General features: G+C 36.9%; 17 protein-coding genes. 9 read left to right on the forward strand and 8 right to left on the reverse strand.

The genetic code is table 11. The annotated features are described in order from the left end of the window. Nucleotides 1–68: 68 nt before the first annotated feature. The 3 genes from LB450_RS10980 to LB450_RS10990 are packed head-to-tail and all read left to right on the forward strand — an operon-like array spanning nt 69 to nt 2,999. The gene (locus LB450_RS10980; RefSeq protein ID WP_224488552.1) at nt 69–842 is read left to right on the forward strand and encodes a LexA family transcriptional regulator; all 774 of its coding nucleotides are present in this window, start codon (nt 69–71) and stop codon (nt 840–842) included. Then, a complete protein-coding gene (locus tag LB450_RS10985; RefSeq protein ID WP_224488554.1) occupies nt 843–1,499 on the forward strand; it encodes a DUF2461 domain-containing protein in 657 nt (218 codons plus the stop codon). It abuts the gene before it with no gap. A 9-nt stretch (nt 1,500–1,508) separates the two neighbouring features. Further along, nucleotides 1,509–2,999, forward strand: a complete 1,491-nt coding sequence (locus tag LB450_RS10990) for a BCCT family transporter (protein ID WP_224488556.1) — start codon at nt 1,509–1,511, stop codon at nt 2,997–2,999. Between the two features lie 56 nt (nt 3,000–3,055). On the opposite strand, the gene LB450_RS10995 is transcribed toward LB450_RS10990, so the two are convergent. Beyond that, the gene (locus LB450_RS10995) at nt 3,056–4,216 is read right to left on the reverse strand and encodes a 3-deoxy-D-manno-octulosonic acid transferase (protein ID WP_224488558.1); all 1,161 of its coding nucleotides are present in this window, start codon (nt 4,214–4,216) and stop codon (nt 3,056–3,058) included. A 159-nt stretch (nt 4,217–4,375) separates the two neighbouring features. Here LB450_RS10995 and LB450_RS11000 point away from each other — a divergent pair, with 159 nt between their 5' ends. From LB450_RS11000 to LB450_RS11010, 3 genes are all read left to right on the forward strand, one after another. Then, nucleotides 4,376–5,542, forward strand: a complete 1,167-nt coding sequence (locus LB450_RS11000) for a DegT/DnrJ/EryC1/StrS family aminotransferase (protein WP_224488566.1) — start codon at nt 4,376–4,378, stop codon at nt 5,540–5,542. Nucleotides 5,543–5,758: 216 nt separating this feature from the next. Further along, nucleotides 5,759–6,097, forward strand: a complete 339-nt coding sequence (locus LB450_RS11005; protein WP_224488568.1) for a type II toxin-antitoxin system HigB family toxin — start codon at nt 5,759–5,761, stop codon at nt 6,095–6,097. Beyond that, nucleotides 6,060–6,506 carry a helix-turn-helix domain-containing protein gene (locus tag LB450_RS11010; RefSeq protein ID WP_224488570.1) on the forward strand — a complete coding sequence of 149 codons (447 nt, stop codon included), beginning with the start codon at nt 6,060–6,062 and terminating at the stop codon, nt 6,504–6,506. The genes LB450_RS11005 and LB450_RS11010 overlap by 38 nt, the downstream gene beginning before the upstream one ends. Before the next feature lie 228 nt (nt 6,507–6,734). Here the strand turns inward: LB450_RS11010 and LB450_RS11015 are convergent, their stop codons facing one another. Genes LB450_RS11015 through LB450_RS11040 form a run of 6 tightly spaced genes read right to left on the reverse strand, consistent with a single transcriptional unit; the run spans nt 6,735 to nt 11,387 of the window. Beyond that, a complete protein-coding gene (locus LB450_RS11015) occupies nt 6,735–7,010 on the reverse strand; it encodes an ATP-dependent Clp protease adaptor ClpS (RefSeq protein ID WP_224488571.1) in 276 nt (91 codons plus the stop codon). Between the two features lie 45 nt (nt 7,011–7,055). After that, nucleotides 7,056–7,880, reverse strand: coding sequence for a 50S ribosomal protein L11 methyltransferase (prmA, locus tag LB450_RS11020; RefSeq protein WP_224488573.1), 825 nt, complete (start codon nt 7,878–7,880; stop codon nt 7,056–7,058). Between the two features lies 1 nt (nt 7,881). Next, nucleotides 7,882–8,634 carry a triose-phosphate isomerase gene (gene tpiA, locus LB450_RS11025; RefSeq protein ID WP_224488575.1) on the reverse strand — a complete coding sequence of 251 codons (753 nt, stop codon included), beginning with the start codon at nt 8,632–8,634 and terminating at the stop codon, nt 7,882–7,884. Between the two features lie 18 nt (nt 8,635–8,652). Further along, complete coding sequence (locus tag LB450_RS11030; protein WP_224488577.1) at nt 8,653–9,720, reverse strand: ABC transporter permease; 1,068 nt, start codon at nt 9,718–9,720, stop codon at nt 8,653–8,655. A 6-nt stretch (nt 9,721–9,726) separates the two neighbouring features. After that, nucleotides 9,727–10,821, reverse strand: a complete 1,095-nt coding sequence (locus LB450_RS11035) for a BT_3928 family protein (RefSeq protein ID WP_224488585.1) — start codon at nt 10,819–10,821, stop codon at nt 9,727–9,729. A gap of 23 nt (nt 10,822–10,844) precedes the next feature. Beyond that, complete coding sequence (locus LB450_RS11040; RefSeq protein WP_224488587.1) at nt 10,845–11,387, reverse strand: DUF1599 domain-containing protein; 543 nt, start codon at nt 11,385–11,387, stop codon at nt 10,845–10,847. A 203-nt stretch (nt 11,388–11,590) separates the two neighbouring features. Here LB450_RS11040 and lon point away from each other — a divergent pair, with 203 nt between their 5' ends. Together lon and porQ are read left to right on the forward strand one after the other, a co-directional pair. Further along, nucleotides 11,591–14,038: an endopeptidase La gene (gene lon, locus LB450_RS11045; protein WP_224488589.1), complete on the forward strand. Its 2,448-nt coding sequence runs from the start codon at nt 11,591–11,593 to the stop codon at nt 14,036–14,038. Nucleotides 14,039–14,308: 270 nt separating this feature from the next. After that, complete coding sequence (porQ, locus tag LB450_RS11050) at nt 14,309–15,331, forward strand: type IX secretion system protein PorQ (RefSeq protein WP_224488591.1); 1,023 nt, start codon at nt 14,309–14,311, stop codon at nt 15,329–15,331. Nucleotide 15,332: 1 nt separating this feature from the next. Here porQ and LB450_RS11055 read toward each other — a convergent pair whose 3' ends face one another. Then, entirely contained in the window at nt 15,333–16,337 is a 1,005-nt protein-coding gene (locus tag LB450_RS11055; protein WP_224488593.1) for an arginase family protein, read from the reverse strand. Between the two features lie 112 nt (nt 16,338–16,449). Here LB450_RS11055 and LB450_RS11060 point away from each other — a divergent pair, with 112 nt between their 5' ends. Next, nucleotides 16,450–17,592, forward strand: a complete 1,143-nt coding sequence (locus tag LB450_RS11060; protein WP_224488595.1) for a trans-sulfuration enzyme family protein — start codon at nt 16,450–16,452, stop codon at nt 17,590–17,592. Nucleotides 17,593–17,716: the final 124 nt, after the last annotated feature.

A 17,716-nucleotide genomic window follows, 5' to 3' on the forward strand; every position in this document is an offset into this window, starting at 1 on the left:
AAAATTTGAATTGATTAGGATTTTTTCCTTAATTTTATGGAATTATTCCTAATTAAGTATAAACGGTCATGAAATCAGATTTACCCTTAGAAATTCAGCGTTTTAAACAAATTCGAGAAGAAAACAATTTTACGCAAACTGAGTTTGCTGAAATCCTGAATATTAAAAATACCACTTCAGATATTGAACGAGGTAAAACCAAGCTTTCAGGTCAGGTGGTGATGACGCTTTTAAAGATGTTTGAAGTCAATCCGCTTTGGCTATATGGCGAAAGCTTTCAGAAAAAACTGGATGTGCATCACATCAATTCTATGCCGAAGGTGATTTCTGTCGATGAAACCAATTCAAGAGAAAACATGCTGCTGGTGAACCAAAAAGCTGCTGCGGGTTATCCCCAAAACATTGGCGATGCCGAATGGTATCATCAGTTGCCAGCTTTTGAAATGCCTATCCCTCAGTTCAGAAACGCATCTTATAGAGGTTTTCAGGTAGAAGGGGATAGCATGGAACCCAACTTTCATTCTGAAGACTGGGTTCTTGGAAAATCAGTGGAAAGTCTTCAACAGGCTATGAATCATAAAGTTTATGTATTTGTTTTACAGGATTCTGTAATGGTTAAAAAATTGCATAAACATCCACACTCTCATAAAATTTCACTGATTTCTACCAATTCCTATTATCCACCCTATGAGGTGGAAGCTTCCGAAGTTCAGGAAATCTGGGAAGTGACCAGTAAACTAACCTTCTCCATCAATGAAAATTCAGAAAATAGCATGCTTAAAAAACTGGAGCAGTCTATGGAAGAATTGAAGACTCAACTTAATTCGATAAAACCTAGCTAGATGAATTTTGAACGTTTATTCGATTTTCTTGAAATCCTCAACAAAAACAACAGCAAGGAGTGGATGGATGAACATAGAAGTCAGTACGAAACCGTAAAAGCAGATTATGTAAATTGGCTTGAAGATTTGGATCTTAAACTTTCCAAAATCGATGAGGATTACTATTCCTCTTCAGGTAAAAAAGCCATCAATCGCATCAATAATAATCTATTGTATCATCCCAACAAGCCCACTTACAAAGACCATTTTGGAGCCGGGCTGGACAAACGCCCTAAGACTGGTGACTTTTATATCCATTTAGGCATCGATGAGATTTTTGTGGCTGGAGGATTTTATAAACCCAAATCTGAATATCTGAAAAGTATTCGTGAAGCCATAGATTATAACGGAGATGAATTTAAAGACATCATCAATTCCAAAACCTTCCGAAACCATTTTGGAGGCTTAATGGAAGATGTGGACCAATTGAAAACAGCGCCCAAAGGCTTTTCTCAGAGCCATAAACATATCGACCTGCTAAGACTGAAAAGCTTCGCATCTATGAAGCCTTTTGAAAGAAAAGATGTCCTTGCAGAAGATTTTAAAAACAAGGTCATCGAAACTTATAGAGCTATGCTATCCTTCAGAAGGTATCTAAACAAAGCGGTAACCGTGTAATTCTATTTTTTGAAATTTCTCCGGGACAAAAATCAGTTAGTCATAGCCTCCCTTTTCATTTTTGGGCTTACAGGGCTGTGTTTTGTCATTTTTCCTGAAGGCTCTTTTCAAATCATTCATACAACTTCTGTTTGGGTGAGATCCTTATTTGGACAGCTCTACCTGGTCCTTGGCTTATGTATTTGCCTTTATCTTTTAGTGATTGCCTTTTCTCCATTAGGAAAAAAGAAACTGGGTTCTGGTAAGCCGGAATATTCCACTTTGTCATGGCTGGCCATGATGTATTCTACTGGCATGGGAGCCGGTATTATCTTAAGAGCTGTCCATGAACCTGTTTTTATGATGCAGCAGCCCGGAATAGAAATCTTAAGACCAGAGCAAATACATGGCTTTGAAATGACTTTTTACCACTGGGGATTCACAGCCTGGGCTTTTTACGGACTTTTTGCCTTATTCATTGCCTACCTGCTTTTTATCAAAAATGAAAACATTCAGCTAAGCCATCTCCTCCCAAAACTGTCAAATCCTGTAGTTACCAAATGTATAGATCTGCTGGTCATACTCACCACTGTTTTTGGTGTCGTTAGCGCTGTGGCACTTGGTATTCGGCAGGTAGAAGGCGGTATCAACTTCGTTGTTGGGTCGCGGCTCGGAATCATATTAAGCCTTAGCCTTTGTGTTCTTATTTTTTCTTTGGCTTTATTTTCTTCGATAAAAGGCTTAAGAAAAGGCATCCGCCACTTGTCAAACATCAATATTTCTTTAACGCTGGTACTATTGGCTTATGTCATTTTCAATACAGATGTAGGTCTGATTTTCAGTAACTTTTATGAATCGATTTTAGCTTTGATTCAGGATTTTATACCCCTTAGCCTGGCGATAGGAAACTTCGATTTCAGAGAAGAATTTCTATCGGACTGGACCTATTACTACTGGGCGTTTTGGCTGGCCTGGGCACCTTTTACGGGTATTTTTATCGCCAGGATTTCGAAAGGAAAAAGTATCAGAGAATTGATTTTGGGTGTGCTTATTGTGCCGAGTTTAGGCTCGTTTCTATGGTTTACAAGTTTTGGGACAGCCGCTGTAGAACTTATCAATTCAGAATTGGTGAGCAGTTTTGCTTTCAATGATGTGTTTTCGGCCACCTTTGTGCTTTTGGAACAGTTCCCATTTGGGTTTTATGCTGTGATTTTGGCCATTTTACTCTTGGTGGGATTTCTAATCACTTCGGTCGATTCAGCCATATACGTCCTGAGTATGTTCTCCGATCTCACCAAAATAAACCCATCATCTTATCACAAATGGATCTGGGGCATTCTATTGTTTCTGGTGACTTTAGGGTTTCTGATGATTGGAAAATTTAGTGGAGCCAGTGATGTGCTCGAGGCTGTCCAGAAGTTACTCATCGTAAGTTCATTGGCCTTAGCTTTGCTTAGTATCCCCTTTATTATTGGATTTACACTAAGCCTCATTCGACATCATAATTCCAAGCAGGATTGAACCCGCCTGCGTGTCTTGATCGGGCAGGCCCGCCTGCGTGTCTTGGACAGGCAGGTTCACAAGTCAATAGATGATATAATTTTTTGGGTTGCCCCAGCTTCAGAGTTTACAAAATGTCCGCAAATCTGTCCGCTTTTCTCTCTAAATGTCTTATCTGTAACAAGTTTTTTGAATAAGCCTTCAAATTCTTTCTCAGAATCTACACTAAAAACCCCTCCCAGACGTCTTAACATCTTAGCCTCGGGAAATTTGTCATAATTTTCACCAATAACAATTGGAATTCCAAAAGCCGCAGGTTCCAGAATGTTATGCAGTCCGCTTAATCCCATGCCTCCTCCAACATAAGCCATGTTGGCATAGCTGTAAATTTTGGTCAGTAGACCAATCGTATCTATGATAAGAACCTCGTAATTTTGAAGATTTTGATTTTCAATTTCAGAATAGCATATCACTTTTTTGCGGATGTCTTTTTTTAATTTCTGAATTTGTGCGGCGTTGATTTGATGCGGAGCGATAACCAGCTTCACCTGTGCAGGTGCCTTGTTCATGGCGTCCAGAGTGATAGTTAGATCTTCAGGCCAGGTGCTTCCAAATACCATGGTGAGTTCACCTGAAGCTGTAAAGTCATCCATGAAACTTAACTTATTATCCATACCTAACTGAGCAATGACACGGTCGTAGCGGGTATCCCCTGAGATGCTGGCTTGTTCAAAACCATGGTTTTTTAGCAGTTTTAAGGACTCTTCGTTCTGAACAAAAAGATGGTCAAACTTACCCAGGGCCTTAGCCATAAATTTTCCCATGGGTCTAAAGTACAGCTGCTCTGGTCTGAATAACCCAGAAATAAGATAAGACTTGACTTGCCGGTTGTTTAACACATCCATCAGGTTCGGCCAAATTTCATATTTGACAAAAAAAGCGGCTTCTGGGTTAAGGATATCCAGAAATCGTCTGGCATTTTTTTTAGTATCCAGCGGTAAATAGGTGACTATATCCAGTTTAGAATCCTTCTTTTTAATTTCATACCCCGAGGGTGAAAAGAAACTCACTGCGATTTTATAATCGGGATGCGTTTGTTTTAAAGCTTGAATGACAGGAACCGCCTGCTCATATTCGCCAAGAGAAGCGGCATGAAACCATATAACTTTATCATCTTCAGAAACTTGAGATTGTAATTTGCCTTTCCAATTCGCTCTTCCTTCTACAAATAACTTCATCTTAGGACTGATTAATTTTAAGACAGGCAGGAGTAATTTAAAACTAGATATGATGAACTGGTATAAAGACTTCAAATTAGATTTTTTTCAAAAATAAGCTTTTAGCTGAATTGTCTCTTTAGATACTTAATATTCTTATTTTTGTGAAGAAAAAAAATTATGAGAAAACTACAAATGGTTGATCTTAAGGGTCAATACGATAAAATAAAGGATGAAGTCGATGAGTCCATTTTTGAGGTTTTAAATACAACGTCCTATATCAACGGGCCTGCCGTAAAGCAGTTTCAGGAGAATTTGGAAGAGTATATGGGTGTTAAGCACGTGATTCCATGTGCCAACGGAACCGATGCTTTACAAATTGCAATGATGGGACTGGGCTTAAAGCCAGGGGATGAAGTCATCACCGTCGATTTTACTTTTGCAGCGACTGTAGAAGTGATTGCGCTGTTAAATTTGACGCCCGTTCTCATTGATGTAGATAAAGATACTTTCAACATAGATTTAAATAAACTGGAAAAAGCGATTACACCCAAAACCAAAGCTATTGTGCCTGTGCATTTGTTTGGACACGTTGCTCAGATGGAAGAAATCACGGAAATAGCTAAAAAGCATAATCTCTATGTGATTGAAGATAATGCCCAAGCCATTGGAGCTAACTATACTTTTAAAGATGGGTCTCAGCAAAAGGCCGGTACGATTGGGGATGTAGGAGCGACATCCTTTTTTCCTTCCAAAAATCTGGGAGCCTACGGAGATGGTGGTGCTATTTTCACAAACGATGATGAGTTAGCTCATACGATTAGAGGCATTGTCAATCACGGGATGTATGAGCGTTACCACCATGATGTGGTGGGTGTCAATTCAAGACTGGACAGTGTACAGGCGGCGGTTTTGGACATCAAACTCAAGCATTTGGATCATTACAGTTCAAGACGTCAAAATGCAGCCAGACATTACACAGAGGCTTTGAGCAAATCTGAACACATTGAAACGCCGCAAACTGAAACTCACAAAAAATGCGATAATTCAAATGGCATTTGCCATACCTGCGATTGTCATGTTTTTCATCAGTACACCATCAAAATCAAAAATGGAAAGCGCAACGCCTTAGCAGAGCATTTTAAGAAAAACAACATTCCACACGGTATTTATTATCCAATTCCGTTGCATTCTCAAAAGGCTTACAAAGATGAGCGTTATGATGAAAAGGAGTTTGCCGTTACCAATCAGCTGGTAGAAGAAGTGATTTCTTTACCCATGCACACCGAACTGGATCAAGAACAAATCGATTATATCACTTCAGAAATTATTAAGGTAGTAGGGTAGTTAACTATGGATTATCTGGTAAATAAAGTATTTTTTTATCACCCTGAACTTGTTTCAGGGTTTTTTTTGACCCCTCAGGCTAGTGCGAGACTTCTGTTAGCCGACAAAGGCTTGCTCGCGACAGCGATAGGTACGAGCAAGATGCAGGAGCCTGCAAAGCAGAAACAAGCTAAAAAAAGTTACCAAATAAGGTAACTTTAGCTATCTTTGCATGGTATGAGAATAATCAAAGAGTCCACTTTAACCAAAATTTGTAGGCAAAGTCGGTATCAGCTGGCTGAAGAGTCTCTTAAGTCCTGGATTTATGAGGTTAGATACTCCACATGGAGCAATGCTAACGAATTGAAAGCAAAATATGGTAGTGCCAGTATTATTAGTTCAAAGCGAGTGGTGTTCAATATTAAAGCTAATGATTATCGCTTGATCGTCGATATAGAATATAAATTAAAAATTGTTTTTGTAGTCTGGTTCGGAACTCATAAGGAATATGATAAAATAGAAGTCAAAACTATAAAATATGAAAATAAAACTATTAAAAACAGAGCAAGACTATAACGAAGCCTGCGAACGTATTTACACTTTGATAAATAGTGATAAAAATTCGATAGAATCCACCAGTTCAAAAGGTGAGGAGATTGAACTTTTATCTTTGCTTGTAGAAAAATACGAAAGAGAACATTTCCCCATAGAAGCGCCAAGCCCAATAGAGGCCATAAAATTTCGAATGGAGCAAATGAATTTGAAACAAATTGATTTAGCACCATTATTTGGTGGAAAAACTAGAATATCTGAAGTTTTAAATGAAAAACGACCCTTAACCTTAAAAATGATAACCCTTCTAAATAGGTATTTAGGGGTGCCTCTAGAATCGTTGATTACAGGAAATAAAGATGTGAAACTGGATCCTGAAAAACAACAAAAACTTTTAAATATAGATTCAATTAAAAAATACGTCTCAGATTGAAAAGTGACCTTGATTTAAAACGCAGGCGTGTGCCAGTCGGAGTACTGAAATGATAACTTAATTATAATAAGGCTAGTGCGAGACGTCTGTCAGCCGACAAAGGCAGTCTCGCGCTAGCAATATAGAAAACTGAGATAGGGCACGAGCGAGACGCTCGCGTGAGCTTTCGGATAATTAATAATTTAGAAAAATTGATAAACAAAAAAGCCTCGAAGATCGAGGCTTTTTTTATATGATTTCAGCGCTTATACCAGCTCTTAAAATTTCGGTACATCGGGGCTTCAGATCGTCAAAATCCCCAGATTTGACGGCGCATTTCCCTTTATAATGAATAAGTAAAGTACATTGTTCTGCTTGTAAAGCATCGTGATCACAAGTCTTGATCAGGGTTTCGATGACGTGGTCAAAGGTGTTGACTTCATCATTATACACAATGATTTCGTGTGAATCTGTCAGCTTTTCCTCAACATCAACTTCTTCTAAAACTTCTTCCTTAACACTCATAATCCATTTTTAGTGCAAATATAAAGAGAAAACTAAAATCAATTTTTAATTTTTTGTGAATTTGGCGGCTACCCAATTTTCTTTTACCTGATTCTTAACGAATGTCAATTCATTTTTAAAGGCTTCCTTCTGAATCAATTCCAGGTCTTCCTTATAAAATCCACTGAAATAAATTATACCTCCAGAAACTAAGTGACTGGTATAAGTGGACATGTCTTCCAGTAAAATATTTCTATTGATGTTGGCTAAGATCAAATCGTAGTCATTTTCAATTTTCTCAGCGCCCCCCAGAATAACCCGCCCTTCACAAGAGTTGCGTTCCAGGTTTTCTTCAGTATTTTCGACACACCAGGTATCAATGTCAATATAATCTACAGATTTAGCGCCTCGAATATCAGCTAGAATCCCTAAAACACCAGTGCCGCAACCCATGTCCAGCACCCTTTTGTCTTCACAGTCTTCGTCGAGAAGCAGTTCAGAAATTTGATAAGTCGTGGCATGATGACCAGTACCAAAAGACATTTTTGGTTCGATGATGATATCGATTTCAGCCTTGGTTTTGGGATGAAAAGGTGCTCGTATTGTGCATCTGTTATCGATGTGAATAGGGTGGAAGTTTTTTTCCCACTCTTCGTTCCAGTTGACCTGCTCTATGGTCGATTTGTTATAAGATATTTCAAACTCATCAGATTTCAAAACATGCACTTCTTCCAAAAGAGAATATTTATCCTCAGTTTGTTCGATATAGGCCAGAAGTCCGTTGTCGAAATCCTCGAAGCTTTCAAAAGGCAATTCACCCAATTCAGCCAGTAGAATATCTCTACCAGACTGAAGTGGGTGAATTGTAAATTTATACTCTATGTAAATCATTTTAAAACGACATCACGATTTCAGCAAAGCTATTTGCATCCAAAGAAGCACCACCGATAAGTCCACCATCAACATCTTTTTTGGCAAAAATTTCTTTAGCATTGTTAGGTTTTACACTCCCACCGTAAAGAATTGAGGTTTGGTCGGCAATATTTTGATTGTATTTTTTAGCTAGTACATTACGAATATGTTCGTGAATTTCCTGAGCTTGTTCTGGAGAGGCCGTTTCTCCGGTTCCGATAGCCCAAACAGGTTCGTAGGCGATAACCACATTTTCCATCTCCGAAGCACTGAGGTGAAAAAGTCCCTTTTCCAACTGGTCCTTAACCACATCAAAATGCTTGTCAGCTTTTCTCTGATCCAGCATTTCACCGATACAAAACATAATTTTAAGGTCATGTTTTAATGCAGCCGTTGCTTTTTTAGCGAGTAATTCATCAGATTCGTTATAAATTGCTCTCCTTTCACTGTGACCAATGATCACGTATTCCACACCTACACTTTTAAGCATGTCTGGAGAAATTTCACCCGTGTAGGCACCTTCTTCATTCTCATTGATATTTTGAGAGGAGATTTTGATTGAAGAATCATTTAAATTTTGATGAACAGCATACAGGTTTGTGAATGTTGGTGCAATAACCACCTCAACCTCTGCCTTGGAAAAATCCTTGAGCTTCAATTCGTTTAAAAGATGGAGCGATTCATCCAGATTGCAATTCATTTTCCAGTTTCCAGCTACAATTTGAGTTCTCATATGTATTATTTTACTTGTTTATATTCTTGGATCTAATAATTTATAAATAATATCCACTAAGATATTAATAATGATAAAAATGATGGCAATCGTTAACACGGCTCCCATGATAATTGGCAAATCTAAGGTATTTAAGGCATCTACTATTTCTTTTCCAATTCCATTCCACCCAAAAATGTATTCTACAAAAACTGCCCCTGCAAGCATAGATGCAAACCATCCTGATATGGCGGTGACTACGGGATTTAAGGCATTTTTTAAACTATGATTCATAATGACTGAATAGGAATTTAGTCCTTTAGCTCTTGCGGTTCTTATGTAATCTTGTTGGAATACTTCCAAGAGAGAACTTCTCATCAATTGAACCACTACTGCCAATGGTCTAATTCCAAGTACAAATGCTGGTAAAATCAGATTTTTAAAGTGAAATATTTTTTTTTCTCCAAAATCGTCAAGTTCATATAAATTACCTGTCATATTGAGTCCCGTGTATTCTTTGAGGACGTATCCAAATAGCCAGGCCGCTAAAATGGCAGAAAAGAAAGAAGGCAGGCTCATGCCAAACGTGCTAAAGACTTGTATGCTCTTATCTATCCAGGTATCTTTTTGAAGTGCAGAAATTATTCCCAAAATAATTCCGATAATGAGTGCTATCACAATGGAAGAAATTGCAAGAATAGCGGTGTTTGGAAGGGTTTGTTTGATGATGTTAAGCACTTTTTGATCCTGCCGTTGAAAAGAAGTCCTTAGATACGGTGTCTTCAAGAAAATAGCACCATCAAAAAAAGAGATCAGCTGAGTTCCCGTATATTTATCTTCTTCAAAAAAGGTGAAATCTACTTTGTCTGAACTATGCCAGGAAATCGGTGATAAATCATTGATATAATAGAGATACTGCTGACCAATACTTTTATCAAAACCATACTTTTCTTTTTGGAGTTTGAGTTGTTCTTGTGTTTCATTTTGACCAAGCATCATTTGAGCTGGATCACCTGGCAGGACACTAAACAGAAAAAAAATCACGGTAACTACACCAAGAACGGTGAAGAGGGCATAGATAGTTTTCTGTAAGATTTTTTTTAGCAATTGATATTAGTTTTGAAACTCATCTGCATCACTCCAATGGAGTTTATTGGTTATTGTTCCTTTCTTGAGTACAACCAAGCCTGGATTAGCCCTGACAATTGTTTTAATTGTTGTTTCATCAGCAAAATAGAAATTAAAATCCAGATCGAAATCAGATTTTATCCTCGAAATATCCTTTTGTCCTGAAGCGGTTAGTCCAATGATTTTGAAATTTTGCTTTGATGCTTTTTGAAGTGCTGACACAATTTCAGGCCAGCCTTCGCGTTCAGTTTTAGAAAGATTATAAGTAACAACAATAAGCAGTTTGTCTTCCTGCATCAGTTCTTCAGTATAATCTTCGCCGTCTTTCATCAAAGCAAAATCGTGAATAGGAGGCTTGTATCCTTCTTCGATTAACCTTGTTTCAACTCCAATAAATTCGCCAGCCACTTCCGGATAACTACCAGTGGTGATATGCGTTTCCTGACTGCCATTGACGTCAAATGTCCATTCATATTCATACACTGCTTTTTTGGCATTTTCTGGATAGCTGATAGCTTCTGGGATATTTGTACCAATTTTGTAGGCTCTAAAATCAATAGCAGGGAGATGCATCAAGACATGATAAGCAAAATATAAACAAGTAATTGTAGCCGCAAATACTACCCATTTTAAGGATGCTTTAGCAAAAATGGGGTTAAGATATTTTTCATTGAAAAATAATATCAAAATCAAAATCAGCAATATGACATCTTTTCCAAAAGATTGCCAGGGCGTTAGTGGAATGGCATCACCAAAGCAACCGCAATCGGTAACTTTATTGAAATAAGCTGAATAAAAGGTAAGGAAAGTAAAAAACAGAATCATAAGCAGAAGACTCCATCTGGTAAACTTTGGCGCATAACCTATGAGAAGGGTTAAGCCTAAAAGCAATTCATAAATCACAATAAATATGGCCAATACCAAAGCGTAGGGAACCAAAAATTCGAGATTGAGAACACCTACGCCGAAATATTCTTCAAGTTTGTATGAAAAACCAACGGGATCATTCAATTTGACAAACCCGCTAAACATGAATAAAACTCCGACAAATAGTCTTGAAAAGCCTACGATATATTTCATACGATTATTTTAAAATGCTGGTTTCATTTTCCTTTGAAGTTTAAATGAATAAGAGCAAAAACTGAATAATTAATGATATCCAGATAGCCTGCTTCGATACCTTCGCTTACCAAAGTTTGACCTGCATTATCTTCAATTTGCTTAATACGCAGGAGCTTTTGCAGAATAAGATCGGTGAGTGAACTCACTCTCATTTTTCTCCATACTTCTCCATAATCGTGGTTTTTGTCGATCATCAGAGTTTTAGCCTTGTCAACTTGAAGGTTGTATTGAATTAAAGCTTCTTCAGCAGTAAGGTCGGCTTTTTCAGATATACCTAATTCGATTTGGATTAAAGCCATAATCGAATAATTGATGATTCCAATAAATTCAGAATCTTCGTTTTCTTCTACTTTTTGAGTTTTATTTTCCTGCAGGCTTCGGATTCTACTGGCTTTTATAAAGATTTGATCGGTTAAGGAAGTGAGTCTTAAAATTCTCCAGGCAGTACCGTAGTCTTTAGTTTTCTTAACAAAAAGATCTCTGCTGTCCTTAATAATAAGGTCAAATTGTTCGTTTGTCTTCATAGCTTAACAAAAAGGTAAATTTCGACTAATTATAATAGAATACAAAAACAAAACGTAGAATAGTAGTAATTTAGCGTGGCATAGGAATTGAACCAATAAAAACACAATCGTGATTTCAATTGGAAATCAAGATCTTTCAAACTATTAAACGTAAAAAGAGCAGCTGAGTCAGTAATTACTGACATTTTGACAAAAAAATAATTATGGCAAAATCCGGACTATTTAATCTAGATAATTTATCATCAGAAAATATAGATGAAGATGCAGAGTTAATCCCTTTAATGACTTCAGAAGATGAAGAAGAAATAAATCGAGAAGTCTTACCTGACGATCTACCAATTCTACCCTTAAAGAACACAGTTCTCTTTCCAGGAGTTGTAATTCCTATTACAGCTGGCAGAGATAAATCTATTAAATTAATTAATGATGCCAATAATGGTAACAAAATAATTGGCGTTGTCGCTCAAAGAAATGACGAAGATGAGCATCCAAATTATAAAGACATTCACAAAGTTGGTGTAGTGGCAAGGATTCTTAGGGTTTTAAAAATGCCTGATGGGAACACTACAGTCATTATCCAGGGAAAAAAGAGATTTAAAATTTCTGAACCTGTGAGTGAACAACCTTACTTAAGATGTAAGATTGAGGAATTTGAAGAGTTTAAACCTATTCCAGACGACGAAGAATTTAAAACCATTATAGATTCTGTGAAGGATTTATCGCTTCGTATTATAAAGGACAGCCCTAATATTCCTTCTGAAGCTTCATTTGCAATCAAAAACATTGAAAGTTCTTCTTTCTTAATCAATTTTGTGTCTTCCAACATGAATGTAGAAGTAGAAGACAAGCAAAAACTTTTAGAAACAAGTGACCTTAAAGAAAGAGCCCTTTCTACTTTAAAATATATGAATGTTGAGTTTCAGAAGTTAGAGCTCAAAAATGACATTCAGTCTAAGGTTCAAAGTGATATGAGCCAGCAACAGCGTGAATATTTTCTTCATCAGCAGATGAAAACTATCCAAGAAGAGTTGGGTGGAGTGTCTTCTGAAGGTGAAATTGAGGAAATGCGCGAGCGTTCGAAATCAAAAACGTGGAAAGATTCTGTAAATTCTCATTTTAAAAAGGAATTGGCTAAACTTCAAAAAATGAATCCGCAAGTGGCTGAATATTCAATTCAGAGAAATTATTTGGATTTATTTTTAGATCTGCCCTGGGATAATACAAGTGAAGATCTCTTTGACTTAAAAAGAGCTCAAAAAATACTTGATCGAGATCATTTTGGTCTGGAAGATGTCAAAAGAAGAATTATAGAATATTTAGCAGTTCTCAAATTGAGAAAAGACATGAAATCTCCGATCCTTTGTTTATATGGTCCTCCTGGTGTTGGTAAAACATCGCTAGGGAAGTCTATAGCTGAAGCTTTGGGTAGAAAATATGCAAGAGTTTCTCTTGGGGGTTTACGTGATGAAGCTGAAATACGCGGTCATAGAAAAACCTATATTGGAGCGATGCCAGGTAGAATTATTCAGAGTTTGAAGAAAGTAGGTACCAATAACCCAGTATTTGTATTGGATGAAATTGATAAACTAGGTAACAGTCATCAGGGCGACCCGTCTTCTGCCTTGCTGGAAGTCTTGGACCCAGAACAAAATAACGATTTTCACGATAACTTTTTAGAAGTGGGTTATGACTTATCAAAAGTGATGTTTGTAGCCACTTCTAACGATTTATCCTCTATACATCCGGCACTAAGAGATAGAATGGAAATTATTCGTGTGAATGGCTATACGGTAGAGGAGAAGATTGAAATTGCCAAACGTCATTTATTGCCTAAGCAAATAAAAGAGCATGGTATCAAAAAAGAAAATATCAAGCTTGGTAAGCAACAACTCGAAAAAATTATAGACGGGTATACAAGAGAATCCGGGGTACGTAACCTCGAGAAGAAAATTGCGAAAGTAGTAAGAAACATAGCTAAAAGTATTGCTATGGAAGAAGACTATGATGTGAAAGTGAGCAGTGAGCAGGTAGAGAAAATTTTAGGGCCTTACAGACCAAAAAACACTTACGAAAACAACGAAGTTGCTGGAGTAGTTACTGGTCTGGCATGGACGAGCGTGGGAGGTGAGATTCTATTTATTGAATCCATATTATCTAAAGGAAAAGGCAATTTAACGATTACCGGAAACTTAGGAAAAGTGATGAAAGAATCTGCTACTATTGCGATGGAATATATCAAGTCCAATGCAGAAAAGTTCAATTTGAACCCAGATATTTTCACAGATTACAATGTACACATTCACGTTCCTGAAGGCGCAACACCTAAAGATGGACCAAGTGCAGGAATCACCATGTTAACCTCTTTGGTTTCACTTTTCACTCAGCGTAAAGTGAAAAAGAATTTGGCAATGACAGGAGAAATTACCTTAAGGGGTAAAGTATTACCGGTTGGAGGTATTAAAGAAAAAATTCTTGCTGCTAAACGTGCTAAAATCAAAGAACTCATCCTTAGTGAAGAGAACAGGAAAGACATTGAAGAAATAAAAGAAGATTATTTGAAAGGCCTTACTATAAACTATGTTAACGAAATGCATGAAGTTTTAGATTTGGCTATTTTGAAGCAAAAGGTTAAGGACGCGAAGATACTTTAAAGCTTTTGGTAAGTGGACCTAAATACTATTATTTGTTTAAGCTCGAACCTGCCTTCCTAAGCGAAACGCAGGCAGGCGAAGTCGAGAACCAACTCCATCTCGACTCCGCTCGATGCTAAAACACTTAAAATCCTAGCATTCCATTAAATCAAATTTTTAAATTTTCTGAGGCTCGATGTGACATTATCCATTACAACTAGTACAATTAAGTATTAATTCAAAATAAATTACATTGCAAAGCGTTTCTTAACAGGGAGCTAAAGACTTTTCATGAAACCTAAGTTATTTTTTCTTGTTATTGTTTTAGGTGTGACTTGGTCTTCTTTGGCTCAAATTGGCGGTCAGAGTACCTATCAGTTTCTGAATTTGCCTATCTCTCCAAAAATTTCTGCACTTGGAGGAAAGAATGTAACTTCTTATTCTTCAGACCCAGCAAATGCAATGGCTAATCCTGCCCTGATTAATTTTGAAATGCACAATCAACTGTCTACCAATTACATGAATTATTTTGCGGATGTAAATTATGGAACTGCTTCATACGCTTACGACATAGGCAGAAGAACACAAATCTTACAAGCAGGTGTTACTTATATCGATTATGGGAGTTTTGATGGGTTTGACGAATCTGGTAATTCAACAGCAGAATTTGGTGGTCAAGAGACTGCATTCTCTGTTGGCTATGCGAGACGAATAGGAAGAACCGATTTTTATGCAGGAGCCAACTTAAAGTTAATATCCTCAAAACTTGAACAGTATACTTCTTTTGCTGGAGCCTTAGATTTAGGTTTAAGCTATATTTACTCGGAGTGGGATTTGGTGATTTCAGGAGTTATGAGAAATGCAGGATTTCAATTTAAAGCATTCAATGATGTTAGAGAATCTATGCCGTTTGAAGTGATTTTAGGAATTTCACAAAAATTAAAAAAAGCACCAATCCGCTGGCATATTACCTTAGAAAACTTACAAGAATGGAATATAGCATTTCGAAATACAGCCAGAGATGTACAAGATTTGAGCGGAAATGTAACAGCAGATGATCCTGGTTTTATCAATAACGCTTTGCAACATGCTATTTTAGGAGCAGAGCTTTTTCCCGATGGTGTTTTCAGTATTCAGCTCGGCTATAACTTCAGGAGAGGTGAGGAGCTGAGAATTCAGGATCAAAGGGCTTTTTCCGGACTTACAGGCGGGGTGAGTATACGATTCAATAAATTAAGATTCAGTTACTCCTATGCGCAATTCAACAGAGCCGCAAGCTCAAGTTTTTTTGGACTGAACATCGATCTTCAATAAGTTAGTCATCGTTCCTGATAAAATCAGAAATAAAATAGCTCAACACATAACCGATGCTTTCTTTTTGATTGGCTTCAAAACCACATATATGAAAGAATTGAGCTTGTTCTTTTCTAATCACTTTTAAAAATGTTCTTATATCTCTCACGCTAAACCCTGAAGAAGAGTCGCAACAGGAAGACAAGCCCTGTATAGATTTTAAATCCAGTTTAAAACCCAGTTCCCGATTTAAAAAATCAACCGCATTTTTGAAACGTATACACTTATCCAAGGTAGTAAGGTGCAAACAATCCTCATATAAATAAAAACCCAAATTTTTAGAGGAATTCATAACATCAAGATTTTCCTGGGAGACATAATTTTTATGTATCCCAAACGTATGATGCTTATTTATGTACACAGTATCAAAATAAGCTTTGTTTTGTTTGAGATGGTCTGTGTTATTTTCAAACATTACATTGACTCGTGTTGAAATATCCAAGAGGCTAACCGTTGATTTTTTAATTAAACTCACACCTTTTATGAGGTCAAATGTATTGCTGTGTTGCCCGCCAATGGCGATGGGTATTTTACCAGAAGCACAAATGGCTTGAACAATTTTATAAATAGTTTTTTCAAGTATGCTGTGGAGTAGGTTTATTTTTTCTGAACCTGCCCGTCCAAGAAACGCAGGTGGGTTTGATTCCAGTTTATTTAGTTCTTCAGAAATGACTTCACTATCAAGTTCGCCTAAAACAATCAGGTTTTCTCCCCGATTAAACTCATTATGTTGAATATTCAATAAACTTTTTAAGACGGTCTGAAACATATCAAAGTGTCCAAGTTCAAACTCTTCGGATGAATTTAAAAGTGTGGGTATTCCAAACAACACGTACTCAGCTTCGTTACTTTCCAGTTGATCAAGACCCGTAACCGTGATGACTTTTTCTCCAAATTTCTGTCCACTTGAATCATGATGAATATGTTTTGAGAGACTTTTAGCGTCACTAAATTTGAAATAAGTCATAAGATTAGGTTTATAACCTTTGAAATTATACAAAAATTCGTTTATTCAAAAATTTTATACTCTAAATCTAGTAGTTAATTGTAATGAATTAAATTTGAGAAAAAATAAGAAAATGCAAAACGGACTTAATACAATATGTGTTCACAGTGGAGAAGTAGAAGATAAAGTGTATAATGGAGCTGTATCTCCAATGTATTTATCTACAGCCTATGCTTATGACGGACTAGAAACTTCTATTTATCCCAGATATTTCAATAGTCCTAATCAACATATGTTAGCAAAAAAAGTTGCTGAACTGGAACATGCTGAATCCGCCTTGATTTTTGGAAGTGGAATGGCTGCTATTACTACTGCCATGTTAAGCCTATTGAAATCCGGGGATCACGTTATACTTCAAAATCAAATTTATGGAGGCACCAGAAACTTCATCATTGAAGAATGTCAACAGTACGGGATTCACTACGATTTTGTAGATGTGAATAATCCGGCTGCCCTAAAATCTACTTTGAGACCAGAAACCAAACTGATTTATATTGAAACTCCTTCCAATCCTTTGCTAGAGATCACGGATATAGCTATTGTTACTCAGTTTGCAAAAGAGAATAATGTTTTGACAATGGCAGACAATACCTTTGCTAGCCCAATCAACCAAAGACCAATTGATCTTGGTATAGATATAGTCATCCATAGCGCTACAAAATACCTTGGCGGGCACAGCGATATTACTGCCGGAGCTGTAGCGTCTTCCAAAGAAATTATGAAAAACGTGTTTTCTAAAGCTAAAAATTTCGGTGGCAGCTTAGCAGACCAAACGGTTTGGCTTTTAGAACGAAGCATGAAAACATTAAACTTAAGAGTCACTCAACAATCTATAAATGCACAGAATATGGCAGAATATCTGGAAAATTCTGAATATGTAGATCGTGTCTATTATCCAGGTTTGAAATCTCACCCTCAGCATAAACTGGCTAAATCACAAATGCTAGGTTTTGGAGGAATGTTGTCTTTCGACTTGAATGATAAATGTGATATTTCAAAGTTTTTTAATGGATTGCAACTCATAAAAAATGTATTGAGTCTGGGAGGCGTAGAGAGTACTGTTTTATCTCCAGAAAAAACATCGCATTCACTTCTAAGCCCGGAAGAGCGAAAAGCCCAGGGCATAAAATCAAATCTTGTAAGATTTTCAGTTGGTATTGAAGATACACAAGACCTTAAAAGAGATCTTCAGATGGCATTTTCATCAAGTTTGTAAGTATCAGCTCATACTATAAACAGAACTTATTAAAGTATAAGAAGAGATGTTAAAAATCTTATTTCAACCCTCTTGTTGTATCGTATTTTTGTAACTGAATTATTAATCAATTAAATAGATATTA

Origin of the sequence: Psychroflexus curvus (genome assembly GCF_020164585.1) — a bacterium.
Lineage (GTDB): Bacteria > Bacteroidota > Bacteroidia > Flavobacteriales > Flavobacteriaceae > Psychroflexus > Psychroflexus curvus.

Bases quoted from the DNA above. Each gene is read 5' to 3' on its own strand.
- prmA (WP_224488573.1), bottom strand. From the start codon at position 7,880: ATGATTTACATAGAGTATAAATTTACAATTCACCCACTTCAGTCTGGT.
- LB450_RS10995 (WP_224488558.1), bottom strand. From the start codon at position 4,216: ATGAAGTTATTTGTAGAAGGAAGAGCGAATTGGAAAGGCAAATTACAA.
- LB450_RS11005 (WP_224488568.1), top strand. From the start codon at position 5,759: ATGAGAATAATCAAAGAGTCCACTTTAACCAAAATTTGTAGGCAAAGT.
- LB450_RS11015 (WP_224488571.1), bottom strand. From the start codon at position 7,010: ATGAGTGTTAAGGAAGAAGTTTTAGAAGAAGTTGATGTTGAGGAAAAG.
- LB450_RS11040 (WP_224488587.1), bottom strand. From the start codon at position 11,387: ATGAAGACAAACGAACAATTTGACCTTATTATTAAGGACAGCAGAGAT.
- LB450_RS11055 (WP_224488593.1), bottom strand. From the start codon at position 16,337: ATGACTTATTTCAAATTTAGTGACGCTAAAAGTCTCTCAAAACATATT.
- LB450_RS11000 (WP_224488566.1), top strand. From the start codon at position 4,376: ATGAGAAAACTACAAATGGTTGATCTTAAGGGTCAATACGATAAAATA.
- LB450_RS11060 (WP_224488595.1), top strand. From the start codon at position 16,450: ATGCAAAACGGACTTAATACAATATGTGTTCACAGTGGAGAAGTAGAA.
- tpiA (WP_224488575.1), bottom strand. From the start codon at position 8,634: ATGAGAACTCAAATTGTAGCTGGAAACTGGAAAATGAATTGCAATCTG.
- lon (WP_224488589.1), top strand. From the start codon at position 11,591: ATGGCAAAATCCGGACTATTTAATCTAGATAATTTATCATCAGAAAAT.
- LB450_RS10980 (WP_224488552.1), top strand. From the start codon at position 69: ATGAAATCAGATTTACCCTTAGAAATTCAGCGTTTTAAACAAATTCGA.
- LB450_RS11035 (WP_224488585.1), bottom strand. From the start codon at position 10,821: ATGAAATATATCGTAGGCTTTTCAAGACTATTTGTCGGAGTTTTATTC.
- LB450_RS11010 (WP_224488570.1), top strand. From the start codon at position 6,060: ATGAAAATAAAACTATTAAAAACAGAGCAAGACTATAACGAAGCCTGC.
- porQ (WP_224488591.1), top strand. From the start codon at position 14,309: ATGAAACCTAAGTTATTTTTTCTTGTTATTGTTTTAGGTGTGACTTGG.
- LB450_RS10985 (WP_224488554.1), top strand. From the start codon at position 843: ATGAATTTTGAACGTTTATTCGATTTTCTTGAAATCCTCAACAAAAAC.